Origin of the sequence: Glutamicibacter sp. NPDC087661, from assembly GCF_044743275.1 — a bacterium.
Lineage (GTDB): Bacteria > Actinomycetota > Actinomycetes > Actinomycetales > Micrococcaceae > Glutamicibacter.
Map to the genome: position 1 here is coordinate 678,643 of NZ_JBIUWE010000001.1, position 22,871 is coordinate 701,513.

General features: G+C 62.2%; 26 protein-coding genes, 5 tRNA genes and 1 riboswitch. Of the genes, 22 read left to right on the forward strand and 9 right to left on the reverse strand.

The annotated features are described in order from the left end of the window. Positions 1-25: 25 nt before the first annotated feature. The 5 genes from ACIOTN_RS03195 to ACIOTN_RS03215 form a co-directional block, all read right to left on the reverse strand. A tRNA-Val gene (locus ACIOTN_RS03195) sits at positions 26-97 on the reverse strand. Positions 98-151: 54 nt separating this feature from the next. Then, positions 152-224, reverse strand: a tRNA-Gly gene (locus ACIOTN_RS03200). Between the two features lie 45 nt (positions 225-269). Next, a tRNA-Val gene (locus ACIOTN_RS03205) sits at positions 270-341 on the reverse strand. A gap of 27 nt (positions 342-368) precedes the next feature. Beyond that, positions 369-439, reverse strand: a tRNA-Cys gene (locus ACIOTN_RS03210). A 54-nt stretch (positions 440-493) separates the two neighbouring features. Next, positions 494-566, reverse strand: a tRNA-Gly gene (locus tag ACIOTN_RS03215). A gap of 192 nt (positions 567-758) precedes the next feature. Between ACIOTN_RS03215 and ACIOTN_RS03220 the strand changes: the two genes are divergently transcribed. The 13 genes from ACIOTN_RS03220 to hisF all read left to right on the forward strand — a co-directional run bounded on the left by ACIOTN_RS03220 (position 759) and on the right by hisF (position 12,009). Further along, positions 759-1,601 carry a PD-(D/E)XK nuclease family protein gene (locus ACIOTN_RS03220; RefSeq protein WP_402734775.1) on the forward strand — a complete coding sequence of 281 codons (843 nt, stop codon included), beginning with the start codon at positions 759-761 and terminating at the stop codon, positions 1,599-1,601. 93 nt (positions 1,602-1,694) lie between these two features. Continuing rightward, positions 1,695-2,258: a peptide deformylase gene (def, locus tag ACIOTN_RS03225; RefSeq protein WP_402734776.1), complete on the forward strand. Its 564-nt coding sequence runs from the start codon at positions 1,695-1,697 to the stop codon at positions 2,256-2,258. 3 nt (positions 2,259-2,261) lie between these two features. Then, on the forward strand, positions 2,262-3,194 hold the full coding sequence (gene fmt, locus ACIOTN_RS03230) for a methionyl-tRNA formyltransferase (protein WP_402734777.1): 933 nt from the start codon (positions 2,262-2,264) through the stop codon (positions 3,192-3,194). Continuing rightward, the gene (locus ACIOTN_RS03235) at positions 3,191-4,714 is read left to right on the forward strand and encodes an RsmB/NOP family class I SAM-dependent RNA methyltransferase (RefSeq protein ID WP_402734778.1); all 1,524 of its coding nucleotides are present in this window, start codon (positions 3,191-3,193) and stop codon (positions 4,712-4,714) included. The genes fmt and ACIOTN_RS03235 overlap by 4 nt, the downstream gene beginning before the upstream one ends. A 28-nt stretch (positions 4,715-4,742) precedes the next feature. Continuing rightward, positions 4,743-5,405 carry a ribulose-phosphate 3-epimerase gene (rpe, locus tag ACIOTN_RS03240; protein ID WP_402734779.1) on the forward strand — a complete coding sequence of 221 codons (663 nt, stop codon included), beginning with the start codon at positions 4,743-4,745 and terminating at the stop codon, positions 5,403-5,405. 41 nt (positions 5,406-5,446) lie between these two features. Then, positions 5,447-5,584: riboswitch (FMN riboswitch) on the forward strand. Between the two features lie 115 nt (positions 5,585-5,699). Further along, the gene (gene pnuC / locus ACIOTN_RS03245) at positions 5,700-6,401 is read left to right on the forward strand and encodes a nicotinamide riboside transporter PnuC (RefSeq protein ID WP_105661574.1); all 702 of its coding nucleotides are present in this window, start codon (positions 5,700-5,702) and stop codon (positions 6,399-6,401) included. A gap of 15 nt (positions 6,402-6,416) precedes the next feature. After that, the gene (gene ribD / locus ACIOTN_RS03250; protein ID WP_105656720.1) at positions 6,417-7,457 is read left to right on the forward strand and encodes a bifunctional diaminohydroxyphosphoribosylaminopyrimidine deaminase/5-amino-6-(5-phosphoribosylamino)uracil reductase RibD; all 1,041 of its coding nucleotides are present in this window, start codon (positions 6,417-6,419) and stop codon (positions 7,455-7,457) included. 34 nt (positions 7,458-7,491) lie between these two features. Then, entirely contained in the window at positions 7,492-8,115 is a 624-nt protein-coding gene (locus ACIOTN_RS03255) for a riboflavin synthase (RefSeq protein ID WP_105661461.1), read from the forward strand. Then, complete coding sequence (gene ribB / locus ACIOTN_RS03260) at positions 8,115-9,362, forward strand: 3,4-dihydroxy-2-butanone-4-phosphate synthase (RefSeq protein WP_105656718.1); 1,248 nt, start codon at positions 8,115-8,117, stop codon at positions 9,360-9,362. Before ACIOTN_RS03255 ends, ribB begins: the two co-directional genes overlap by 1 nt. A 36-nt stretch (positions 9,363-9,398) precedes the next feature. Next, positions 9,399-9,890 carry a 6,7-dimethyl-8-ribityllumazine synthase gene (gene ribH / locus ACIOTN_RS03265; RefSeq protein ID WP_332594955.1) on the forward strand — a complete coding sequence of 164 codons (492 nt, stop codon included), beginning with the start codon at positions 9,399-9,401 and terminating at the stop codon, positions 9,888-9,890. A gap of 72 nt (positions 9,891-9,962) precedes the next feature. Further along, on the forward strand, positions 9,963-10,226 hold the full coding sequence (locus tag ACIOTN_RS03270) for a phosphoribosyl-ATP diphosphatase (protein WP_038991810.1): 264 nt from the start codon (positions 9,963-9,965) through the stop codon (positions 10,224-10,226). Between the two features lie 142 nt (positions 10,227-10,368). Beyond that, the gene (gene hisG / locus ACIOTN_RS03275; RefSeq protein WP_105656716.1) at positions 10,369-11,217 is read left to right on the forward strand and encodes an ATP phosphoribosyltransferase; all 849 of its coding nucleotides are present in this window, start codon (positions 10,369-10,371) and stop codon (positions 11,215-11,217) included. 21 nt (positions 11,218-11,238) lie between these two features. Then, on the forward strand, positions 11,239-12,009 hold the full coding sequence (gene hisF, locus ACIOTN_RS03280) for an imidazole glycerol phosphate synthase subunit HisF (RefSeq protein WP_105656715.1): 771 nt from the start codon (positions 11,239-11,241) through the stop codon (positions 12,007-12,009). A gap of 54 nt (positions 12,010-12,063) precedes the next feature. On the opposite strand, the gene ACIOTN_RS03285 is transcribed toward hisF, so the two are convergent. The 4 genes from ACIOTN_RS03285 to ACIOTN_RS03300 all read right to left on the reverse strand — a co-directional run bounded on the left by ACIOTN_RS03285 (position 12,064) and on the right by ACIOTN_RS03300 (position 15,204). After that, positions 12,064-12,963: a PKD domain-containing protein gene (locus ACIOTN_RS03285; protein ID WP_402696020.1), complete on the reverse strand. Its 900-nt coding sequence runs from the start codon at positions 12,961-12,963 to the stop codon at positions 12,064-12,066. Then, the gene (locus ACIOTN_RS03290; protein ID WP_133834239.1) at positions 12,963-13,598 is read right to left on the reverse strand and encodes a DUF6318 family protein; all 636 of its coding nucleotides are present in this window, start codon (positions 13,596-13,598) and stop codon (positions 12,963-12,965) included. Before ACIOTN_RS03290 ends, ACIOTN_RS03285 begins: the two co-directional genes overlap by 1 nt. Positions 13,599-13,827: 229 nt before the next feature. Beyond that, complete coding sequence (locus ACIOTN_RS03295; RefSeq protein WP_402696022.1) at positions 13,828-14,460, reverse strand: hypothetical protein; 633 nt, start codon at positions 14,458-14,460, stop codon at positions 13,828-13,830. Between the two features lie 102 nt (positions 14,461-14,562). Then, the gene (locus ACIOTN_RS03300) at positions 14,563-15,204 is read right to left on the reverse strand and encodes a TIGR03085 family metal-binding protein (protein ID WP_286134102.1); all 642 of its coding nucleotides are present in this window, start codon (positions 15,202-15,204) and stop codon (positions 14,563-14,565) included. A gap of 134 nt (positions 15,205-15,338) precedes the next feature. Between ACIOTN_RS03300 and hisI the strand changes: the two genes are divergently transcribed. The 9 genes from hisI to ACIOTN_RS03345 all read left to right on the forward strand — a co-directional run bounded on the left by hisI (position 15,339) and on the right by ACIOTN_RS03345 (position 22,713). Next, positions 15,339-15,740: a phosphoribosyl-AMP cyclohydrolase gene (hisI, locus tag ACIOTN_RS03305; RefSeq protein ID WP_402734780.1), complete on the forward strand. Its 402-nt coding sequence runs from the start codon at positions 15,339-15,341 to the stop codon at positions 15,738-15,740. A 103-nt stretch (positions 15,741-15,843) separates the two neighbouring features. Beyond that, positions 15,844-17,415: an anthranilate synthase component I gene (locus ACIOTN_RS03310; protein WP_402734781.1), complete on the forward strand. Its 1,572-nt coding sequence runs from the start codon at positions 15,844-15,846 to the stop codon at positions 17,413-17,415. Beyond that, positions 17,412-18,002 (forward strand): Trp biosynthesis-associated membrane protein, encoded by a 591-nt coding sequence (locus tag ACIOTN_RS03315; RefSeq protein WP_105656710.1) that lies wholly within the window; start codon positions 17,412-17,414, stop codon positions 18,000-18,002. The genes ACIOTN_RS03310 and ACIOTN_RS03315 overlap by 4 nt, the downstream gene beginning before the upstream one ends. Positions 18,003-18,158: 156 nt before the next feature. Next, on the forward strand, positions 18,159-18,407 hold the full coding sequence (locus ACIOTN_RS03320; protein ID WP_105656709.1) for an HGxxPAAW family protein: 249 nt from the start codon (positions 18,159-18,161) through the stop codon (positions 18,405-18,407). 1 nt (position 18,408) lies between these two features. Next, entirely contained in the window at positions 18,409-19,233 is an 825-nt protein-coding gene (gene trpC, locus ACIOTN_RS03325; RefSeq protein ID WP_105656708.1) for an indole-3-glycerol phosphate synthase TrpC, read from the forward strand. Between the two features lie 110 nt (positions 19,234-19,343). Beyond that, positions 19,344-20,675 (forward strand): tryptophan synthase subunit beta, encoded by a 1,332-nt coding sequence (trpB, locus tag ACIOTN_RS03330; protein ID WP_105656707.1) that lies wholly within the window; start codon positions 19,344-19,346, stop codon positions 20,673-20,675. After that, positions 20,676-21,458, forward strand: coding sequence for a tryptophan synthase subunit alpha (trpA, locus tag ACIOTN_RS03335; protein ID WP_402734782.1), 783 nt, complete (start codon positions 20,676-20,678; stop codon positions 21,456-21,458). Continuing rightward, on the forward strand, positions 21,458-22,456 hold the full coding sequence (gene lgt / locus ACIOTN_RS03340) for a prolipoprotein diacylglyceryl transferase (RefSeq protein ID WP_332486733.1): 999 nt from the start codon (positions 21,458-21,460) through the stop codon (positions 22,454-22,456). Before trpA ends, lgt begins: the two co-directional genes overlap by 1 nt. 92 nt (positions 22,457-22,548) lie before the next feature. Beyond that, positions 22,549-22,713 (forward strand): hypothetical protein, encoded by a 165-nt coding sequence (locus tag ACIOTN_RS03345; protein WP_166650793.1) that lies wholly within the window; start codon positions 22,549-22,551, stop codon positions 22,711-22,713. Positions 22,714-22,871: the final 158 nt, after the last annotated feature.

The window sequence follows — 22,871 nt, forward strand, 5'->3', positions numbered from 1 at the left end:
CATGGTCTGGTGAACCATGATTCCGTGCGCGATACTGGGATCGAACCAGTGACCTCTTCCGTGTCAGGGAAGCGCGCTACCGCTGCGCCAATCGCGCCGAAGATTCGCAAGGAATCTCGACAGAATTCAAAATTGCCTTATGAATTCACAGAGCGGTCAACGAGGTTCGAACTCGCGACCTCAACCTTGGCAAGGTTGCGCTCTACCAGCTGAGCTATGACCGCATATATTTAGTTAGTAGATCCATGGTCTGGTGAACCATGATTCCGTGCGCGATACTGGGATCGAACCAGTGACCTCTTCCGTGTCAGGGAAGCGCGCTACCGCTGCGCCAATCGCGCAAAAAAGATCAAGCAATCTTCATTGCGAGGTGGGGACGGGATTCGAACCCGCGTATACGGCTTTGCAGGCCGCTGCCTCGCCTCTCGGCCACCCCACCATACTGACCGAAGTCAGAGTGACTAGTTTTACCTAGTCGGTGAATCTTTTTGCGAGCGGACAACGAGGTTCGAACTCGCGACCTCAACCTTGGCAAGGTTGCGCTCTACCAGCTGAGCTATGTCCGCAAAATGTGTTGTTTTCTGAACGTTTACGTTCGCTCCAACGAGTAAAAACTCTATACGAGTTTTCGCATCCCCACAAATCGAAACGCTGAGATCTGGTTCACATGGCCTAAAAACCGCGGAACTACGCGGAAAATTGATTTTTCCGTCTCGACTAGGAGCGAAGCAAGCCGAGCGCATGCCATGATCGTGTGCATGACGTCACCAAAACTGGCTATTCAAACAGACCTGGGCCGCATGTACAGCCGAAAAGTCGGCGGGGAAGCGATTGTCCCATCCATCACCACAGTCATTGGCATGGACAAGCTCGACCTCTCCGGCTGGGCCGGGTACATGGCGGCCAAGTCGCTTTCCGATGATCATCGGCTGGTGCAAGCGGTGGGAGACCCGCGCCAATTGCGCTCACTCGTGCGAGATGCAGCCGGTGCGGCCGAAGCTTATCGGGATTCCGCGGCCATGCGCGGGGACCGGGTGCATAACTACGCGGAGCAGCGCGCCCTGCAAGCGCTGGATCTGGAACATGACCTGGGCTCAGCCCAAGCCGCGCTCGAAGCGAATAAGGAGCTGGGCTTCGCACGCCACTTCGACCAATGGTGGGAAGACTACGATGTCCGGCCCCTTGCCGCCGAGGTGACGGTTTGGAATCACAGCGTCGGCTACGCCGGCACCATCGACCTGGTCGCCAAGATCGGCGGTCGAACCTGTCTCGTTGACTACAAGACCAAAAACACCGACCGCGACGGCTTCGTCAAGCGTCCTGACGACAAGGTGATCATGCAGCTCGCGGCCGCATGCAAAGCCGAAGAGCAAGTAGTCGATGCCGAACAAGGCACGTGGGAAGAGTGGGAGCACGGGACCGATGTCATGCTGCTCGCCGTAGCCCTGGGCGAGACCGGTGCGCGCACCTTCATGGCCCCGCCTCCAGCTTTGCCCGACTACTGGTCCAAGTTCTATGCCTTGCGCCGGAATTGGGAAGCCTCATTCAGGATCGCGCAGTCGCGTGCCTCACTGGCCGAAATCACGCCGCCAGCTCAATAAAGTCGCACGCCCACCGCGTAGACTGGAACGGTTAGCTTTCGGCATTGCGAAACCTAATACCAATGTCCACGGCAGGGAAGGTACCAGCGGATTATGGCGATTTTGGGAATTCGGATCATCGGAGACCCCGTTCTACGCACCCCGGCGCAGGAGGTGACCGACTTTGGCCCGGAGCTCCAGAAGCTCGTCGAAGACATGGACCAGACGATGGAAAACGTCACAGGTGCAGGACTTGCCGCACCGCAGGTCGGTGTTTCCCTGCGCGTCTTCACCTACCAAATTGGCGAAAAACGCGGACATATCGTGAATCCGGTGCTGGAGCTCAGCGAGGATTACCAGGAAGACCAGGTGGAGGGCTGCCTGTCCATCCCGGGCATTGCAGCACCAGTTCGGCGCCGGCGCTACGTCAGGGCCACCGGCTTCGATAAGCTCGGCAACCCGGTAGAACTCGAAGGCGCCGACATGCTCGCCCGCTGCTTCCAGCACGAAACCGATCACCTGGACGGCATCCTGTTCCTGGACCGGCTGGCACCAGAAGAAAAGAAAGCGGCGTGGCGCACCTTGCGGGCCAACAACTACTCGCAGACCGCTAACGCCACCGTAAAGAAACGTTCCGGAGCCCTCGGCTCCAGCTTTGGCGCAGGATTGGGGTTCTAAATCATGCGTATTTTATTCGCCGGCACACCACAGGTCGCCGTCACTTCCCTGGATTACCTGCACGAGGCCGGTTTTGAAATTGCCGCAGTGCTCACCCGTCCCGATGCCCCGTTGGGACGCAAACGCGTGCTGACCCCATCGCCGGTTGCCGCTCGCGCCGCAGAGCTTGGCCTGCCGATCATCAAGGCTGCCAAGATCACCGAAGAAACTACCGCCGAACTTGCGGCCTTGGACCTTGAAGCCGCGGCCATCGTCGCCTATGGAGGGCTAGTGCCGGAGGCGGCATTGGCAGTTCCCACCTATGGCTGGATCAACCTGCACTTCTCCTTGCTGCCGCACTGGCGGGGTGCCGCTCCGGTGCAGCATTCCATTATCAACGGCGATGACATCACCGGTGCAGTCACCTTCCAGCTGGAAACCGGACTGGACACAGGTCCGGTATTCGGACAGGTCACCGAGAGAATTGCTGAACTTGACACCGCAGGCATCATGCTCGAACGGCTCAGCCGGTCCGGCTCGAACCTGCTGGTGCAGACCTTGCAAGCTCTGGATTCCGGGCAGGCCATTGCCATTCCGCAGTCCGGATCGCACACCTACGCACCGAAGATTACCGACGTGGATGCGGAGCTGGACTTCACCCGGACCGCCACGGAGATCCGTCGGCGCGCCCACGGAACCACCCCGTCCCCGGGCGCCTGGGTCAAGGCCGAAGACAAGCGCTTCAAATTCGGTCCACTGCGTGAGCACCGCGAGATCGCCGACCTTGCGCCAGGCGAAGTGCGCATCGAGCCAGGCAAGCAGCCGAAGGTATACATCGGCACCGCCACCTGGGCCCTGCAGCCCACCGAAATCCAGCCTCCGGGCAAGAAAATGATGAACGCCAGCGACTGGGCACGTGGAGTGCTCACCCAGGGAACGAAAGTGAGCTTCGCATGAGCGGACAGGAACCACGCGGCGGATACCGCGACAATGAACGCCGCAATGAGCAGGGCCGTACCCGCAACCGCGGCCAGGCCGGCCCGCGCAAGTATTCGGCATCCGCACCCGGCCAGCGAAAGCGCGCGGCCGACCCGGCACGCCTGGTAGCTTTCAAGACCCTGCGTGAGGTATCCGGCGCGGATGCCTACGCCAACCTGGTGCTGCCGAAGGTGATCCGCGAATACCAGCTTGACCGCCGCGACGCGGGCTTCGCCACCGAACTGGCCTACGGGGCACTGCGCGGACAGGGGTTCTACGACGCGATCCTGACCACCCTGGTTGACCGTCCGCTGGCCGAGCTGGATCCGGCCATCCTCGATGCGCTGCGCCTGGGCGCCCACCAGCTGCTGGCCATGCGTGTGCCCAAGCACGCCGCCCTGGATGAAACCGTGTCGCTGGCTCGTGCGCAGATCGGCGCCGGCCCGTCCGGCCTGATCAACGCCGTACTGCGGCGCGTTTCTGCCAAGGAAGCCGATGAGTGGACTGAGCTGCTGGGCAATGCTGCCGCTTCGGAGTCCGAGCGGCTGGCCATCGAGCACTCGCACCCGGATTGGATTGTCCGTGCCTTGCGCGGCGCGCTGATTTCCCATGGCCGCGACGCCAGCGAACTCGAAGCCCTGCTGGAGGCGGATAACCTGGCGCCGCTGGTGAACCTGGTGTCCCTGCCAGGGCTGGGCGATCTGTCCGGCGCCCTGGAATCCGGGGCGGAACCGGGCACCTTGCTGGCTGATTCGGCCACCTACAAGCACGGCGACGTCTCGCGTGTGCCAGGTGTCAAGGAAGGCACCGTGCGTGTCCAGGATGCCGGCAGCCAGGTCATGGCCCGCGCCCTGGCTACTATCGAATTGCCCGAAGCCGGCGAGGACCGCTACTGGCTGGATCTTTGCGCAGGTCCAGGCGGAAAGGCGGCGCTGCTCGCAGCGATCGCCGTGCAGCGCGACGCCCGCCTGACTGCCAACGAGCCAACACCGCACCGCGCTCGCCTGGTCGAGAACTCGTTGGCTGCGGTGCCGCATGACTACTGGATGGTCACCGGTGACGACGGACGCAGCTTCGGCGGTCTGGACTATGCAGGGGACTACGACCGCATCATGGTCGATGCCCCTTGCTCCGGCTTGGGCGCATTGCGCCGCCGCCCGGAATCGCGTTGGCGCAAAGCCCCGCGCGACATTCCGGAACTGACCAAGTTGCAAGGCGAGCTGCTCGCTGCAGCCTTCAACGCGGTCCGCGTCGGCGGCGTCATCGGCTTCGTCACCTGTTCGCCGCATCAGGCCGAAACCCGCCTGGTTGTGGAAGACTTCTTGAAGCACCACGAAAACGCGGCACTGCTGGATACCAGCGCCGCGGTTTCCTCGGTGATGTATCAGGACGCGCCATCGGCAGGCCATGCACTGGGCGATGGGAGCACCGTGCAGCTGTGGCCGCACGTGCACGGCACCGACGCCATGTTCATGGCAATCCTGACCAAAAAAGCCTAGCCAAGCCCGAGTATTCCAAGGAGCATCCATGCGTAATGCGCGGATCAACCCGTCGATCCTGTCCGCCGATTTTGCGAACCTCGCTAGCGAGCTGGACCGCATCCACACTGCCGACGCGGTCCACGTGGATGTCATGGACAACCATTTCGTTCCCAATCTGACCTTGGGCTTGCCCGTGGTTGATGCGCTGCACAAGGTCAGCAAGCTGCCGATCGATGTGCACCTGATGATTGAGAACGCGGATCGCTGGGCCCCGGAATACGCGCAGCTCGGCGTGGATTCGGTAACTTTCCACGCCGAGGCTTCGGCAGCTCCTGTCCGCTTGGCTCGTGAATTGCGTTCCGCCGGGTCCAGGGCCGCCATGGCCTTGCGCCCGGCCACGCCGATCGAACCCTACCTGGACATGCTCGGCGAGCTGGACATGGTTCTGCTGATGACCGTGGAACCAGGTTTCGGCGGCCAGAAGTTCCTGGATCTGGTCCTTCCCAAGATCAAGCGTGCCCGGGCTGCCATTGACGGCAGCGGCAAGCCGATTGCGCTGCAGGTTGACGGCGGCATTTCACGCGACACGATCCTGCGCGCCGCCGACGCCGGTGCGGATGTCTTCGTCGCCGGTTCCGCGGTGTACTCGGCCCAGGAGCCATCGGTGGAAATCGATGTATTACGCAATCTTGCGCTGGGCGGTCACTAGCGGCGCACAAAGTGTGTCAGAATAAACTCAGTAAACACGAATACGTGCTCCGGGGTCGGTGAAAGTCCGAACCGGCGGTGATAGTCCGCGACCCGCAACCAAAGCCACAAGCTGAGGGAACGGTTGAACTGGTGAAATTCCGGTACCGACAGTTAAAGTCTGGATGGGAGAAGCACGAATTTGATATGCCTACTGGTACTGCCGATAGCCCGCACCGGGTCTATCTCCTAAAGCAGAGCCACAGGCCCATCAAATGCACACCCCCGGAGCCGCCGCTTCGAGAAGGGTGGAATGATGGATTTCCTGCGGTGGCTCATTGAAGCTTTCAACTCACAAATTGCGATCGGCTCGTCGGCACTTTTGGTGCGCGAAGTCGTAGGCAATATCTTCGGCCTGGCCAGCGCCGTGGGCGGCATGCGCCGCAAAGTCTGGGCCTGGCCTATCGGAATCGTCGGCAACCTGTTGCTGCTGACGGTGTTCCTGGGCAGCATTTTCGATACCGGATACACTGCCAACCTCTGGGGCCAAGCCGGCCGGCAGATCATGTTCATCGCCGTCTCGGTCTTCGGCTGGTACCGCTGGAAGCAGGCCAAGAACGGCACCGGTAGCGCCGTCACCCCTGAATGGGCTTCCAACAAGGCTCGCCTGGGCCTGATCGCCGTGCTGATCCTCGGCACTCTCGCAGTGACACCGATCTTCCGCCTCCTCGGCTCCTATGAACCTGTCTGGGCTGATGCATGGACCTTCGTTGGCTCGATGCTCGCCACGTACGGCATGGCCAAGGGCTGGGTCGAATTCTGGCTGATCTGGGTCGCCGTCGACGCCGTAGGCGTGCCGCTGCTGTTCTCCGCCGGCTACTACGCCAGCGCGTTCATGTACCTGTTCTACGGGGCATTCACCCTGGTCGGCTTCTTCGTCTGGGCCAAGTCCAAGCGCGACGCGAAACCCCAGATTGAAACCGAAATGCTCGATCCAACCATCTCGCGCCAACGCTGAAAGGGGAGCAGCACCATGATTACGACCCAGCAGCTCGACGCCGCATTGCGCACCGCGCTGGAAACCGCCGGACGCGGCCACCGCGGGGCCAACCCGCTGGTCGGCGCCTGCGTCCTGGATGCCGAGGGAAATATCATCGCCACCGGTTTTCATATCGGGGCGGGGCATCCGCACGCCGAGGTCGACGCACTGCGGCGCCTGGGCAAGATGCCTCCTGCCAAGGCCCGCGAACTGACGATGGTAGTGACCCTCGAACCGTGCAACCACACCGGTCGCACAGGTCCCTGTGCCCGAGCCATCGTGGAAGCCGGCATCGGGCAGGTGTACTACGCAGTCTCGGATAACACCGCCGCCAGCGGAGGTGCCGACTACCTGCGCAGCCACGGAACCCAAGCCACCCAGCTGGAGGATTTCTCCGCGGCGAAGCAGCTGAACCACCGCTGGTTCATCGCCAAGGCCGAAGGCCGACCGTTCATCACGGTGAAAATTGCCCAGTCGCTCGACGGCCGGATCAACGCACCGGATGGCACGAGCCAATGGATCACCTCCGAGGCCTCGCGCAACCACGCGCACACCCTGCGCTCCCGCGTGGATGGCATCCTGGTCGGCACGAACACGGCGATCATCGACAATCCGCGGCTGACCGCCCGCACTCCCGAGGGGCAGCTGCATGAACGCCAGCCCTTCCGCCTGGTCATGGGCGAACGCGATTTGCCAGCAGATCTGGCACTCGCCCAGGGAAGCGATTGGTCGCAGATCCGCAGCCACGACGTGCAAGAGGCCATCGCCCGGGCTAACGAGTTGGGCCTGGCCCACCTGCTGATTGAAGGTGGCGCCACGGTCGCCTCGGCCTTCATCGCAGCAGATCTGGCCGACGAAATCTACTGCTACCAAGCACCAGTGCTGATCGGCGCAGGCAGCTCATCGGTCAACATGCCAAGCACCACCACACTCAGTGACGCGCAGCGTTTCCGGCTGGATTCGGCCAGCAACGAATCGTTGACCCGGCTGGGCGATGATATTGCCCTGCATCTAGAACCGTTGCCCCGCGCCTAAGCGCCAGCAACCCCAAACTTTTCAAGGAGTAATCATGTTCACCGGAATTGTCACCGGCCAGGGAGTCATAGAAGGCATCGAGACCTTCAGCGGCAAGGATCTGGCAGTACTGACCCTGCGTGCCCCGGGCCACACCGAAAACCTGGGCCTTGGCGGTTCTCTTGCCGTCAACGGGGTCTGCCTGACCGCCACCGAGCTGGAAGGCGACACGCTCAGCGTCGACGTCATGGGCGAAACCCTGCGCCGCACCACCATCGGCGCCTTGAAAACCGGCGACCAGGTCAACCTCGAACGCTGCACCCCCGCCGGAGGCCGGCTCGATGGGCATGTGGTGCAGGGCCACGTAGACTCCGTCGGCGAGGTGCTGGCCCGCGAAGACCACGGCCAGTGGACCACCTTCCGCATTGGAATCGACGCTGCTTACGCGCCGCTGACCGCGGAAAAGGGTTCCATTGCGCTGGACGGCATCTCGCTGACCATTACCGCAGTCTCCCCGGCAACGAATTCCGGTGGGCACTGGGTCGAGGTCGGCATCATCCCGATCACCCTCGCCGAGACCACCATGGGCACCCGCCAAGTGGGCGAGAAGATCAATATCGAGGTCGACGTGCTCGCCAAGTACGTGGCACGCCTGAATGAATTCGGAGGCCAGCAGTAATGGGCACCTCGACTTTGGATTCCATCCCTACCGCGCTGGCAGCCCTGGCCGCCGGCCGAGCCGTAGTGGTCGTCGACGACGAGGACCGGGAAAACGAGGGCGACATCATCTTCGCCGCCCAGCACGCTACGGCCGAGCTGATGGCCTTCACCATCCGCTACACCTCAGGGGTGATTTGCGTGCCCTTGGGCGCCAAGCGGGCCGACGCGCTGCGCCTGGCCCCGATGGTCGGCATCAACCAGGATGCCAAGGGCACTGCCTTCACCGTCACCTGCGACGCCGCCGAAGGGATCACCACCGGTATTTCCGCTGCCGATCGTGCGCTGACCAGCCGACTGCTGGCCGACCCGGCCACCGAACCGGCCCAGCTCTCCCGCCCGGGCCATATCTTCCCGCTGCGAGCTGCGGCCGGGGGAGTGCTGGAACGTCGCGGGCACACCGAAGCGGCGGTCGACCTGTGCCAGGCCGCCGGCTTGGAACCGGTTGGGGTGATCGGCGAAATCACCAAGGACGACGGTGAAATGATGCGCCTGGATGACCTGCGCGTCTTCGCAGCTGAACACAACTTGCCGCTGATCTCCATCGACGACCTGGCCCGCTGGCGCCGAGTCAACGACGAGATCGAGCTGACCGATCCGATCAAGCTGCCCACCGCCTTCGGGGACTTCACCGCCCGCGCTGCTACCGCAGAAGGCCACGAGCACGTCGTGCTCAGCCACGCCGGCCCCGACGGCGCTAAGCCCGGCAACCTGGTGCGCATCCATTCGGAGTGCCTCACCGGGGACATTTTCGGTTCCTACCGGTGCGACTGCGGCGAACAGCTGCATGCTTCAATGGAAACCATCGCCCGCGAAGGCGGTCACGTCATCTACATCCGCGGGCACGAAGGCCGCGGCATCGGCCTGGCCAACAAGCTGCGCGCCTACGCCCTGCAGGAAGGCGGCATGGATACCCTGGACGCCAACCTGCATCTGGGCTTCCCTGCCGACGCACGCGAGTACTTCGCCGTCGCTGCCATCCTCAAGGCCATGGGCATGGACGAAATCCGATTGCTGAGCAACAACCCGGACAAGCAGGAACAGCTGAATGACGCGGGAATCAAGGTAGCAGAGCTGATCGGCCTGCAGATTGCACCGCGTGAGCAGAACTCGGCCTACCTGCGCACCAAGCAGACGCGCTTCGGCCACCACCTGGATCTGCCCGATGCCGACGATGACCAGCAGGCCGACGCCTACCACGGCGCCTGAACCCCACGAATCCAGAAGAATAGAAGGAGCATCAAGATGAGCAAGCATGGCGCACCTGCCGATGTCAGCGAACAGCTGAAGGCCCTGGCCGTTCAGGAGAAGTTCTCACAGCTCAAGGTGGCCATCGTGGCCGCGAGCTGGCACGAGGTGATCATGAACGGACTGATTGACGGCGCCGAGCGCGCCGCCAAGGATGCCGGTCTGGAATCGAGCACCACCCTGGTCCGTGTACCGGGCACCTTCGAATTGCCGGTCGCTGCCTCCACCCTTGCCGGCGACTACGACGCGGTCATCGCGCTCGGCGTGGTCATCCGTGGCGGTACCCCGCACTTTGACTACGTCTGCTTGGCCGCGACCAATGGCTTAACCAATGTGAGCGTGGACACCAAAACACCAATCGGTTTTGGCGTGCTCACCTGCGATAACGAAGAGCAGGCCCTTGACCGCGCTGGCTTGGAAAACTCCAGCGAGGACAAAGGCTATGAAGCCTACTCGGCTGCCGTCATGACGGTAGCCGCACTGCCATAGCATTCGGGTGGCCCTGTCACAAAGGGCCACCAGAATGCAGCCCCTGCAGAGAAAACAGCTAGGATAAGTTCCGTGAAAACTTTTGACGAGCTCTTCAGCGAACTATCGCTCAAGGCACAATCCCGCCCGGAAGGCTCACGTACCGTCACCGAACTCGACTCTGGTGTCCATGGCATCGGCAAGAAGATCGTCGAGGAAGCCGCTGAAGTTTGGATGGCTGCGGAGTACGAAACCGATGAGGCCGCGGCGGAGGAGATCTCCCAGCTGCTGTACCACCTTCAGGTCCTCATGATCGCCAAGGGAATGACCTTGGCCGACGTTTACAAGCATCTATAGCCGTCGCGCGATTGCGGCCTGATCCACTGCCGATCAGGGCGCAGTCAACGCACGGCGGCAGAAACAACGGCCAACGAATTAATCCTTGGCGCTTGTTTATGGCTAATCGCCGCAGCGCCATTCATGACGAAATGAGTCAATAATGCTCCGCGTAGCCCTACCCAATAAGGGTGCCCTATCCGAAATCGCTTCCACCATGTTCAAGGAAGCCGGCTACCTCCAGCGCCGCGATTCCCGCGAACTGGTCCTGGTCGATGAGGAAAACCAAGTTGAATTCTTCTACCTGCGTCCGCGCGACATCGCAGTCTATGTCGGCCGGGGAATCCTGGACGTAGGCATCACCGGTCGCGATCTGTACCTTGACGCAGATGTCGACGACGCTGTCGAAGAGCAGCTCTCGCTAGGCATCGGGAAATCGGCTTTCCGCTTCGCTGCCCCGGTTGGCGCCTTCAACGATGCACAGCAGCTCAATGGCAAGCGCATTGCCACCAGCTATGACGTGCTGCTGCGCCACTACCTCGAAAAGTCCGGCATCCAGGCTTCGATCGTGCGCCTTGACGGTGCCATCGAATCCTCGGTCCGGCTGGGCGTGGCCGATGCCATCGCTGACGTTGTAGAAACCGGCAATACCATCAAGGCCGCTGGCATGGAGATCTTCGGCGATCCGCTGCTGAACTCCGAAGCAGTCATGATCGGCCGTGTCGGCCACAAGCCATCCGGCTTGGACGTACTGATCCGCCGCCTGAACGGTGTGCTCGTTGCCCGCCAGTACGTCATGCTCGACTACGACGTCCGCCGCGAGCTTGCCGACCAGGCTTGCGAGCTGACCCCTGGCCTGGAATCGCCAACCGTGTCGGACCTTGCAAACTCCGATTGGGTGGCCGTGCGCGCCATGGTCAAGAAGTCGCAGACCAATAACATCATGGACGAGCTGTACGAAGTTGGCGCCCGCGCCATCTTGGTCAGCCAGATCCACGCCTGCCGCATCTAAGTAGACAAGGAAAATTCGCTGATGAGCGTTGCAATTCGTGTTATTCCTTGCCTCGACGTTGACGCCGGACGTGTTGTGAAGGGCGTGAACTTTGCGGGGCTTCGCGATGCTGGCGATCCCGTTGAGCTTGCCCGTCGCTACAATGATGCAGGTGCCGACGAGTTGACCTTCTTGGATGTCACCGCATCCAGCGCGGATCGTGAAACTACTTATGAGGTCGTTCGCCATACCGCAGAAGAAGTTTTCATCCCGCTGACCGTAGGCGGAGGCGTCCGCGCTGCCGAAGACGTCGATCGCCTGCTGCGCAACGGCGCCGACAAGGCCTCGATCAATACCGCGGCGGTGAACCGTCCTGAGGTCATCAACGAGATTACCCAGCGCTTCGGCTCCCAGGTACTCGTGCTGTCGCTCGACGCCCGACGCACAGATGATCCGACGATTGCATCGGGCTACGAGGTTACTACTCATGGTGGTCGGACCGGCACGGGCATGTGCGCCGTAGCTTGGGCCAAGGAAGCGGCTGAACGAGGCGTGGGGGAGATCCTGCTGAACTCGATCGATGCTGATGGCACCAAGGATGGTTTCGATCTGGAAATGATCCGTGCAGTTCGCGCCGAGGTCTCGGTCCCGCTGATCGCATCGGGTGGTGCAGGAAAGCCTGAGGACTTCCCTCCAGCAATCGAAGCAGGCGCCGACGCTGTTTTGGCCGCCTCGATTTTCCACTTCGGTCCGAAGGACATGATCGCCAAGGTCAAACAGGCCATCCGCGAAGCTGGCTACCCAGTTCGCTAGGCACGTAAGCCGAAGGCCCAGCACCAAATGGAGCTGGGCCTTAGCTGTACCCGGCTAATCGTTGGCAATCAGTTCCTTCTCGGTCCGCCAGACGTCAATTTCAATAGGAACGCTGGCGACGGCAGCCTGGCCGGGTATAGCTTGCCACGCGCCACCATCGACGCTGAATTCTCCGCGGTAGAGAGTGGTCACCCCTACTTTGAATGTGCCAGTCTCGCTGTACGAATGACTCGTGGGGGTTTTATCTCTCAGCGTATGGTGAGGCATCGGATCTCCAGGGAAATCAAGATTTCGAGTAGTCCCATCGCCATAGTTCCAGTTCCACTGAATCGGTATTGCCCTGATACTTATATTTGAGCCCGAGAGGTTAGATGAGAAAGATTGGACTTCTTCGGTAGCCAAGAAATGCGTATTCCCGTTTCTTAGAGAAAATTTCTTTGGGTAACTCATTATTTTCGAAGGGAGTATTGGATATTCTTTGAATGTGTTTATATCTATCAATATTTCCTGGGTAATCGAGTCTTCAGGTAGGTCGATTTTTGGTGGGTTTCCGGCGCAGTAACGGTACTGCCGAACGACGTAACCTTGACTATCGATCACTTGGCGATATACCGGGGCCGCCCCATCTGGGCAATTTCCTTCCTCAGGAATGCTGATACAGAATCGCGCCTTCGAGCTTCTGGGGTCACAACTTTCGTAATCGCGTATGGAGAATTGCTCTTTAGGAGAAGGCTTCGAATGGGGTTGTTTTTTGGGTTGCGAATTTCGAGATTCCTCCTGATAGTTGAAATCTTTCTTTTCGTCGTGACTTTCGTGAATTGATTCGGGGCGCATGCGAATCCCGCGCTCATCTTGGTCTGCTAAACCGAGGGGTGCTTGTATGCCAAGAAGAGCTGGTAAGCCAACGGAAAATGTGAGAACTAACGACACTCTCATTGATACTTTCAACTTCATTATTCCGCACCGATAATTTCGTAAACTTTCCAGTCACGATCGAATTTCACGCCCACAGCTACAGTAGTTGGTTCTAGCTTGTCTAATTTAGAAGCAAGTTCATGTGGGGCGAGATAAATTTCTGCATTATCAGCTGTGTACTCGACAGTGACCGCCGCTAAGTTTTCCCCAGTTATATAGGCATCAAGAATCTTGGGGTGATGTTTTCCACCGACCTGCCATTTACCTAATTCCTCCGCTTCTGTCGCTTCATCGATTATTGAAACGCCACACACAATACATTCTTTGGTGGTTACCTTTTTTAGAGGCGCCGCATCGTTAGTTTCGATGGAATAGTTCACTAGATCAAAATAGAACTTGGTGAAGGCGGCTGCTCCGTCCTCGCTGTACTCGCCCGCAAGTGCTGGCCGTTCCGGGACAGGAACATTTTCTGCGGGTCCATCGGCTGAGGCAGGCTTGTACTTGAGGCTTTCGGCCGGCGACGGCTTCTCTGCTGTCGAAACCGGATTCGGTGACGTCTCGATAGCGGCGGACGGTGAGGTCTTTGGCCCTTCAGCGTTCCCGGCGTTGCAGCCTGATAGTGCGAGCGCAACAGCTGCAACGGACGCGACAACTGCAATTTTCCGAGTGTCCATTCGAACTCTCCATGATCATTGGGAATGCCAGGTTGTGCGCCATCCTATGCCCGTGTTTCAAGAAAGTGGAGAGTTTTCGAGGAATCTGTGGAAAACTCAGGGCAGCTAAATCCCGAATCCCAACTACCTGTAACCACGTTTGATGACGGACTGGAGTGAAACGATGCGGCTGGCGACGTTTGATTTCAGGACTCATGGAATCGCCTAGCCTGAAATCAGGCACGTTCAATTAGCTGAGCGGTGCTTTACTCGGGGGACTCTCAAGCGCGATGGCAGAAACTTTCCATCCGTTGTCGGTGTATTCAAGTCCCATGGTGATTTCACCCAGATTTTGTTCTTCGACAATGATGTTTTCCTGATCGGGACGAAGGCGCGAACGTTCAGACAAGGTCAGCTCGCCCATCAGATAAGCAGAATTACCGTCAAACCGGACGATATAGTCCGTGTGCAGGAAGTAGTAGCCGCCGGTTTGCATGTATTCCGGACCTGTTCGGAGGTCTTCTTGCTCGCGGAAGGTCTTCCAGCACTGTTCCGCTTTGCATGTTCCGGTAACTATCGGGGTGAAATCGGCGGAGTCTTGGTAGATGATTTCATAATTGAGCAAGTCGAAGAAGTACGTTGCGGCGTCCTGGACTCCGTAATCCGATTTTTCATACGTGATATCTGCCGACTCCGGAAGCTCCAGTTCGCTTGATGGAGGTGCCTGCGTGGTACTTGAAGCAGTCGGCAATGAAGCCGAGGACGCCGGATCGGCGGGAGCGACTGAAACGAAGAGTGCTGAAACCAGGGCAACCAAGACGAACGCGGGCACGATGGCGATAGCGACACTGGGGTAATGCTCAAGGACTCTGCGCGTGTTCATGGCCAAGCTCCAGACCTGTTGGATATCGATTGCTCGAAATCCTAGGCCGGTGCGACGCGAACTTGGACGGCACACCCACGAATGTGGATAACCAAGGGAGCTTTATAGCCCTGGCTTGAAGCCCTTGACGATTTCCAATGCGGTTTCCCCGCCTTCGAACAAGACCAGGCTCTGGTCGATGCGGCCGAACGAGTACATCATCAGCTCGGTGACCGGGCCGGTAATCGAAACAGCGTTCGGAGCCTTCTTGGCGACATGACGCTGGCCATCGGGACGCGTCAGGATGATGCCAATTGGCGCATGGCGGAACAGCAGGCGAGACATGCGGGTCAGCGACTGCCAGAGCAGTTCGGTGTACTCGGTGTCCAGGACCCGCGGAGCCCACTGGCCGCGGGCACGCCGCACATCTTCGGTGTGGATGAAGAACTCGGAGAGGTTCGCCGACTGGTTGACCTTGTCGATGGCGAAGGGCGAGAAAGCGGGCGGACCCGATCGGAAGCTGCGGACCAACCCGGCATAGCCTTCGGGAGTCTGCGCCGCGATCACCATTTGGTTCTGCTTCGCCTCGAGCTTCTTGGACAGCGGTTTGAAGAACATGCCGGCAGAAAGCAGTGAGCTTTCGCGCAACACAAGGTGAGCGGCGAGATGGCGGGTCTGCCAACCGTCGCAAAGGGTGTCGGCGGTAGGTCCTGCCGCAAGCAGGGTCTCGGCCAACGCAAGTCTGGAAGCCTGAACTAAGTGCATCACTTCTGAAACTAGCACGCTCCAAGTGACTAATTGTGCAAGGTGAAAGTGGTGTCGCCAAGACGGCGTGGCGCGTCGACGAGCGGTACGTCACAGGTCTCTGGATTCCGCGGAAAACCAGTATGCTAATGGTGATGTCTACTTCTAACGACGGCTCGAATCCGAGCCCTGAATCCCATAGCCTCGACCCGGCTATTGCCAGGCGTCTCAAGCGAGATGCCAATGGCCTGTTTGCTGCCATCGCGCAGCAGTACGACTCCGGGAAAGTGCTGATGCTCGGCTGGATGGACGATGAAGCGTTGCACCGCACGTTGACCACTGGCCGGGTCACCTTCTACTCCCGTTCCCGCCAGGAGTACTGGCGCAAGGGCGACACCTCCGGCCACTTCCAGTTCGTGAAGTCCGTTGCCCTGGATTGCGACGGGGACGCGCTGCTGGTGCAGGTCGACCAGGTAGGCGCCGCCTGCCACACCGGCACCGAATCCTGCTTCACCGATCGTGAATTGCCGGCCGTCGTGGACCACCGCCCCGAGTAGGACTTTCGAAGCACCGGCACACGCGGTTGGCTAGCGCCGGGAATGCCGCGCCCAGCTGCGCATCGCAGCACGCGCTCGAAGAATACGTAGAAGAAGAACACAGATGAAAACCCTTGGCAAGATTTCCCCGTCCCGCGAGTCCTTCCGCGCCATGGCCGCGAACCGTCGTGTCATCCCCGTGACCATCACCGTGCTGGCTGACTCGCTCACGCCCATCGGCCTCTACCGCACCCTGGCGCAGGGCCGCCCGGGCACTTTCCTGATGGAATCGGCTGCCCCGGGCGGTGTCTGGAGCCGCTATTCCTTCATTGGAGTGAACTCCCCGGCAACGCTGAGCACCCGTGGTTCAGAAGCCTACTGGCAGGGCCATGCGCCAGCTGGCCTGCCTGCCGGCGGTGCGGGCGTGGAGGTCTTGCGCGACACCGTGCGCGCGCTGAAGACCGAACCCGTTCCCGGCATGCCTCCCTTGACCGGCGGCATGGTCGGCTTCATCGGCTGGGAATGCGTGCGCCACTGGGAGAAGCTGCCCAACCCGCCGGCCGATGATCTGAACCTGCCTGAGCTGAGCATGAACCTGGTAGCAGACATGGCTGCCCATGATGCGGCCGAAGGCACCGTCACGCTGATCGCCAACGCGATCAATTTCGATGGCAGCGACGAGAATGTCGACGACGCCTACGACCGTGCCGTCACCCGCCTGCAGGCGATGCTCGACCAGCTCGCGGTGCCGGTGGATTCGGCCGCGGCGGTGCTCACCGGTACCGATGTGCCGCGCGAAACCCTGATGGAAGCTGTCACCCACTCCTGGGATGAGAACGAGTACCTCAAGGCGCTGGCCAAGTCCAAGACCGCGATCGTGGACGGAGAGGTCTTCCAGATCGTCGTCTCGCGCCGCTTCGAGCTGGAAACGCAGGCCGACGCGCTGGATGTCTACCGCGTGCTGCGCGCGACTAACCCGAGCCCGTACATGTACCTGTTCAACTTCGTCAACGAGCACGGCGAACGGTTCGAGATCGTCGGATCCTCGCCCGAAGCGCTGGTCACCGTCAACGATTCGCACGTGGTCACCCACCCGATCGCCGGTTCCCGCCCGCGCGGGGCGAACTACGAGGACGACCAGTTGCACGAGAAGTCGCTGCTCAACGACGAGAAGGAGCGCGCCGAGCACCTGATGCTGGTTGACCTTTCGCGCAACGACCTCTCGCGGGTCTGCAAGGCCGGCACCGTGGAAGTCACCCAGTTCATGGAGGTCGAGCGCTTCAGCCACATCATGCACCTGGTCTCCAATGTGGTGGGCAAGACCCGCGACGACGTGGACGCCTACGACGTGCTGGCCGCGACCTTCCCGGCCGGCACGCTCTCCGGCGCACCGAAGCCCCGCGCCCTGCAGCTGCTGGACGAGTACGAACCGTACCGCCGCGGCATCTACGGCGGCGTGGTCGGCTACCTGGACTTCGCCGGCGACATGGACATGGCCATCGCCATCCGCTCCGCCCTGCTCAAGGGGGAACGCGCCTATGTGCAAGCCGGCGGCGGCATCGTCAACGACTCGAAGTTCGCCGACGAAGCCCTGGAAACCGTGAACAAGGCAGCCGCTCCGCTGCGCGCCGTCTGGGCTGCGCAGTCGATGCGTGCGGCCCACAACATCAACACCGAATCAGGTGAAACGAAGTGAAGAAATTGACCAGCGCCCGCACCCTCGCCCTCTTCGGCATGGCCGGCGCACTGATCGGCCTCTGGTCGGCCACCCGCACATGGATCACCGTCGATGTGGCCTCCAGCTCCGTGCAGATCCCGCAGATCGCCATCGACGGCGCCACCGCGGCCGCCTCGGTCACCGCGGTCTCCGTGGTGGTGCTGGCCGGTTCGCTGGCGCTGCTGATCGCCGGGAAGATCGCCCGCTACATCATTGCGGCGATCTGCCTGCTCGCCGGTGCCACCGTGGTTGCCGCCGGCCTCGGGGCGCTGCGCGATCCGCAGGCCGTCGCCTCCACTACCGTGGCCGAAGCTACCGGATTGGCCCAGAACGTCGGCGAGTACACGCTCAGCGCGTGGCCAGCGGTGGCGGTGTTCGCCGGAGCGCTGATGGTGCTGCAGGCCGTGCTGGTGTTCGTCTTCGCCGGCCGCTGGCCCGCCAAGGCCAGCAAGTACGATCGGCAGGCGGCAAGGTCCAGCGCGGAGCCCAAGGACCAGTCCTCGCGCAACATCGCCAGCTGGGAGCAGCTCTCGGACGGCGAAGACCCGACTGCTGGCCGGAAATAACCCGGGCGGATCGTGATTCGCACCACCGGCGCGAAACGAAGGCTTCCGGAATAGGAGGTTCCCGCGCGCAGGTGGCAGAATGGAACCTGAAGACCAACGTCCCGGGCAGCAACGCCCTGCCGGGACGCAGCATCACAACATGAGGAGACATCGAACATGTCGCAGAACACCGAGCTCGATCCGGTATACACCGAAGAGATTGGCCACGGTAACTCCATCGCAGCGTGGGCCTGCGTACTGACCATGATTGCCGGTTCAATCGTGGCCGGCATCGCCTTCGCCTACTTCGCCTGGTCCATCGTCTGGGTCGGTTGCGGCATCATGGTGGTTGGCCTGCTCCTGGGCTGGATCCTGAAGGCAGCCGGTTTCGGCGTGGGCGGCGCTCGCAGCGGAGCATCGCACTAAATTGACTGTTCTTGATGAGATCATCGCGGGCGTCCGGGAAGACCTGGGCGCCCGTCGCGCAATCACCAGCCTGGAAGCGATCAAGCAGGCCGCGGCAGCGGCAGCTCCTGCGCGCGATGCTTTCGCCGCGCTCGGTGGCCACGCCGACCAGGCCGCCCGCGACACCACGCTGCGTGTCATCTCCGAGGTCAAGCGCAAGTCCCCGTCCAAGGGCGCGCTGGCAGATATCCCGGAGCCTGCCGTACTGGCCGCTGAATACGAGGCCGGTGGCGCCTCGGTGATTTCCGTGCTCACCGAAGCCCGCCGTTTCGGCGGTTCGCTGCAGGATCTCGATGCGGTACGCGCTGCCGTGCAGATTCCGGTGCTGCGCAAGGATTTCACGGTCGACGAGTACCAGATCTACGAAGCCCGCGCCCACGGCGCTGACCTCGTGTTGCTCATTGTTGCGGCGCTGAATGATGAATTGCTGGCATCTTTCCTAGAATTGACTCACCAGCTGGGAATGAACGCCCTGGTGGAGACCCACACCGAGGAGGAAATCGCCCGCGCCAGCAAGGCCGGAGCGAAGATCATCGGTGTGAACGTGCGCAACCTGAAGACGCTGGACGTCGATCCAGCCACCTTCGGCAAGCTCGCTCCGCTGCTGCCGGCCCAGGCGGTGATCGTCGCCGAGTCCGGTGTGGAATCCACCGAACAGGTCGTCCAATACGGTGCGGCCGGCGCCGACGCGGTCTTGGTGGGCGAAGCGCTGGTGAAGCATGCCGATCCGCGCGCTTCGGTCGCCGCGTTCATCAAGGCCGGTACCGGCGCCAAGCCGCAGCGCTAGCCGCGCACGGCGGCGAAGGACCCAGAACTGCTTTTCGTGCCCCGCAGGAGTTTCCGGCGGGGCACGAGACTTACCACGAATCAAGCTCCGTACGAGGAAAGAGGGAATCGATGAGCACTCCGGAAAACTCCGAGCACCGCCAGTCGATCGATGCACAGTCGCTAAGGCACGCAAGCGGCCCGTACTTTGGTGCCTACGGCGGGCGATGGATGCCCGAGTCCCTCATGGCCGCCATGGACGAGCTGAACGAGACCTTCGAAGCGGCCAAGAACGACCCCGAGTTCATCGCCCAGGTCAAGGACCTGAACAAGAACTACTCGGGGCGCCCCTCCCTGCTCACCGAAGCCAAGCGCTTTTCCGAGCAGTACTGCGGCGGGGTGCGGATCTTCCTCAAGCGCGAGGACTTGAACCACACCGGCAGCCACAAGATCAACAACGTGCTCGGCCAGGCGCTGCTGGCCAAGCGCATGGGCAAGACCCGCATCATCGCCGAGACCGGCGCCGGCCAGCACGGCGTCGCCTCGGCCACCGCCGCGGCCCTGATGGGCCTTGAATGCGTGGTCTACATGGGCGCGGAAGACACCCGCCGGCAGGCGCTGAATGTCGCGCGCATGCGCCTGCTCGGCGCCACCGTCATCCCGGTCACCGTCGGCTCCCAGACGCTGAAGGACGCGATCAACGAGGCGCTGCGCGACTGGGTGGCCAACGTGGATAACACCCACTACCTGCTGGGCACCGCCGCCGGCGGCGCACCGTTCCCGGCCATGGTCCGCTACTTCCACGAGGTCATCGGCGACGAGGCCCGCGAGCAGATCCTGGCCCAGGCCGGCCGCCTGCCCGACGCGGTCACCGCCTGCATCGGCGGCGGATCGAACGCGATCGGCATCTTCCACGGCTTCCTCGACGATCCCGAGGTGGAGATCTACGGCTACGAGGCCGGCGGCGACGGCGTGGACACCGACCGCCACGCCGCGACCATCACCCTGGGCCGCCCGGGCGTGCTGCATGGCGCGAAGTCCTACCTGATGCAGGACGAGGACGGGCAGACCGTCGAATCGCACTCCATCTCCGCGGGCCTGGACTACCCGGGCGTCGGCCCGGAGCACGCCTACCTGGCCGACATCGGCCGCGTGAAGTACGAGCCGGTCACCGACACCGAGGCGATGGACGCGTTCAAGGCGCTGTGCCGCACCGAGGGCATCCTGCCGGCGATCGAGTCCGCGCACGCCCTGGCCGGCACCATCCGCCTGGCGGCGCGCAAGATCGCCGAAGGCGCGGTCCCCGAAGAGACCATCATCATCGCGAACCTCTCGGGCCGCGGGGACAAGGACGTGGGCACCGCTGCCGCCTGGTTCAACATGATCGACGAAAAAGACGCCGAGGCCGAAATCAACGCGGCCACTGCGCAGAACTCCGGCTCGCAGAAATCCGAGGAGAAGTAGATGACCCGCGTGACCAGCGCCCAGAAGATCGCCGTAGCCCGCGCCGAGGGCCGCCCGGCCCTCATCGGCTACCTGCCTGCCGGCTTCCCCGACGTCGCCACCAGCATCGAGGCCGCCGTGGCGCTGGCCGAGAACGGCGTGGATGTCATCGAGATCGGCATCCCGTACTCCGACCCGGTGATGGACGGTTCGGTGATCCAGGAAGCGACCGTGCAGGCGCTGGCCAACGGCTTCAAGGTCCCGCAGATCTTCGACATCGTGCGCGGAATCACCGAACGCACCGACGTGGCCGTAATGGTCATGACCTACTGGAACCCGGTGCTGCGCCTGGGCGTGGACGAGTTCTCCCGGCGCTTCGCCGAAGCCGGCGGCGCCGGCCTGATCACCCCGGATCTGGTGCCCGACGAGGCCGCCGAATGGATCCAGGCCAGCGAGAAGCACGGCCTGGAGCGCGTGTTCCTCATTGCCCCTTCGTCCACCGAAGCGAGGGTGCAGCGCACCGTGGATGCGTCCTCCGGCTTCGTCTACTGCGTGTCGCTGATGGGCGTCACCGGCGCCCGTACCGAGGTTTCCTCCGCCGCGCAGGCAGTGGTCGCCGCCGCCCACAACGCCGGCGCCGAGAATGCCTGCGTGGGCCTGGGCGTCTCGCGCCGCGAGCACGTGGAAGAAATCGGCGCCTACGCCGACGGCGTGATCGTCGGCACCGCGCTGGTCGCCGCCCTGCGTGACGGGGGAGTGCCGGCCGTGGGCGCCCTGGCCGCCGAACTGAGCGGACGGGCCTGATGGCTTTTGCCGCGCAGCTGGCGCTTGCCTTGCCCGCCTCCATCCCTTCGCCGCCGCCGGAATTCGCCAGGATCTCGATCGGCCCGCTGACCATCCACGCCTACGCGCTGTGCATCCTCGCGGGCATCCTGATCGCGCTGTGGCTGACCAACAAGCGCCTCGGTGCCCGCGGCGGCAACTCCGACATGCTCTGGGACATCGCCATCTGGACGATCCCCTTCGGCATCATCGGCGGACGCCTCTACCATGTGCTGATCACCGACCCGATGTACTACTTCGGGCTCGGCGGGCAAACCGCCCACCTGGCCGAGATCCCGCAGATCTGGCTTGGCGGGCTGGGCATCATGGGCGCGGTGTCGCTCGGTGCACTCGGAGCGTGGATCGGTTGCCGGAAAGCCGGCATCCGGCTCTCGGCCTTCGTCGACGCGGCCGTGCCCGGCCTGCTGCTGGCGCAGGCGGCCGGGCGCTGGGGCAACTGGTTCAACCAGGAGCTGTTCGGCGCGCCGACCGACTTGCCGTGGGGCCTGGAGATCGATGCGGACAGCTACAACTTCCCGGCCGGGCTGCCCGCGGACACGCTCTTCCACCCGACCTTCCTGTACGAGTCGCTGTGGAATGTGCTGGGCGCCTTCGTGCTGATCGCGCTGGACCGGAAGTTCAAGCTGCGCCGCGGCTCACTGTTCTGCTGCTACATGATCTGGTACGGCATCGGCCGCACCTTCACCGAATCGCTGCGCCTGGACCCGGCCGAAATCATCGCCATCGGGCCGCTGGCCCTGCGCGTGCACCAGTGGCTGGCGATCGGCATCGCCATCGCCGGCATCCTCGCGCTGATCGTGGTCCTGGGCAAGCTGCGCAGGCAGCAGGTCGATCCGTTCTACCTGCCAGGCAGGGCCCCGGCGCAGCCGGTCGAAGCAGATCGCGCCAAGCCCGCCGCGCACTCACCGGCGGAGTCCAGCTCCGATCCGGGCAGCGACGCCACAGAGCGGCAGCAATAATTCCATAGCCCCATTCCGGTGGCCGGCAAGCATCCACGCTTGCCGGCCACCGGTGGTTTAAGCCGCGCCAGCAGCTGCCCGGATCCGCTTTCATGACGCGCCCTGGCCCCAATATGGCGAAATGTCCGGAAAATCTGGGCAGTTTTCCGTCCCTCGGGCGCAACATGCCCGAAACATTGGGCGGCTATCAAAACCGGCTGGCAAAACCGGTTTTCGCGATCCCCGCCCGCAAAAAACTGCTTTTTCCGCGCCGGTAGCGGCAGAAGTTTTTAACATTCCTGAAACACAAGCACGCGCATGCGAGAAACAAAACCTGCGTAACGTGTGATCCACGCGCCACGCTGGTCGATCGACCCCTGGAAAGGCCAGCTGGTGCAGCACCACAACGAGGTGGGAAATGTTCGTCCCCGAAACC

Bases quoted from the DNA above. Each gene is read 5' to 3' on its own strand.
- ribB (WP_105656718.1), top strand. From the start codon at position 8,115: ATGGGCACCTCGACTTTGGATTCCATCCCTACCGCGCTGGCAGCCCTG.
- ACIOTN_RS03310 (WP_402734781.1), top strand. From the start codon at position 15,844: ATGAAAACCCTTGGCAAGATTTCCCCGTCCCGCGAGTCCTTCCGCGCC.
- ACIOTN_RS03220 (WP_402734775.1), top strand. From the start codon at position 759: ATGACGTCACCAAAACTGGCTATTCAAACAGACCTGGGCCGCATGTAC.
- ACIOTN_RS03320 (WP_105656709.1), top strand. From the start codon at position 18,159: ATGTCGCAGAACACCGAGCTCGATCCGGTATACACCGAAGAGATTGGC.
- ACIOTN_RS03255 (WP_105661461.1), top strand. From the start codon at position 7,492: ATGTTCACCGGAATTGTCACCGGCCAGGGAGTCATAGAAGGCATCGAG.
- def (WP_402734776.1), top strand. From the start codon at position 1,695: ATGGCGATTTTGGGAATTCGGATCATCGGAGACCCCGTTCTACGCACC.
- trpA (WP_402734782.1), top strand. From the start codon at position 20,676: ATGACCCGCGTGACCAGCGCCCAGAAGATCGCCGTAGCCCGCGCCGAG.
- ACIOTN_RS03285 (WP_402696020.1), bottom strand. From the start codon at position 12,963: ATGAAGTTGAAAGTATCAATGAGAGTGTCGTTAGTTCTCACATTTTCC.
- hisF (WP_105656715.1), top strand. From the start codon at position 11,239: ATGAGCGTTGCAATTCGTGTTATTCCTTGCCTCGACGTTGACGCCGGA.
- ACIOTN_RS03345 (WP_166650793.1), top strand. From the start codon at position 22,549: ATGACGCGCCCTGGCCCCAATATGGCGAAATGTCCGGAAAATCTGGGC.
- hisG (WP_105656716.1), top strand. From the start codon at position 10,369: ATGCTCCGCGTAGCCCTACCCAATAAGGGTGCCCTATCCGAAATCGCT.
- ACIOTN_RS03295 (WP_402696022.1), bottom strand. From the start codon at position 14,460: ATGAACACGCGCAGAGTCCTTGAGCATTACCCCAGTGTCGCTATCGCC.
- hisI (WP_402734780.1), top strand. From the start codon at position 15,339: ATGTCTACTTCTAACGACGGCTCGAATCCGAGCCCTGAATCCCATAGC.
- ribH (WP_332594955.1), top strand. From the start codon at position 9,399: ATGAGCAAGCATGGCGCACCTGCCGATGTCAGCGAACAGCTGAAGGCC.
- rpe (WP_402734779.1), top strand. From the start codon at position 4,743: ATGCGTAATGCGCGGATCAACCCGTCGATCCTGTCCGCCGATTTTGCG.
- trpB (WP_105656707.1), top strand. From the start codon at position 19,344: ATGAGCACTCCGGAAAACTCCGAGCACCGCCAGTCGATCGATGCACAG.
- ACIOTN_RS03300 (WP_286134102.1), bottom strand. From the start codon at position 15,204: ATGCACTTAGTTCAGGCTTCCAGACTTGCGTTGGCCGAGACCCTGCTT.
- lgt (WP_332486733.1), top strand. From the start codon at position 21,458: ATGGCTTTTGCCGCGCAGCTGGCGCTTGCCTTGCCCGCCTCCATCCCT.
- ribD (WP_105656720.1), top strand. From the start codon at position 6,417: ATGATTACGACCCAGCAGCTCGACGCCGCATTGCGCACCGCGCTGGAA.
- pnuC (WP_105661574.1), top strand. From the start codon at position 5,700: ATGGATTTCCTGCGGTGGCTCATTGAAGCTTTCAACTCACAAATTGCG.
- fmt (WP_402734777.1), top strand. From the start codon at position 2,262: ATGCGTATTTTATTCGCCGGCACACCACAGGTCGCCGTCACTTCCCTG.
- ACIOTN_RS03235 (WP_402734778.1), top strand. From the start codon at position 3,191: ATGAGCGGACAGGAACCACGCGGCGGATACCGCGACAATGAACGCCGC.
- ACIOTN_RS03290 (WP_133834239.1), bottom strand. From the start codon at position 13,598: ATGGACACTCGGAAAATTGCAGTTGTCGCGTCCGTTGCAGCTGTTGCG.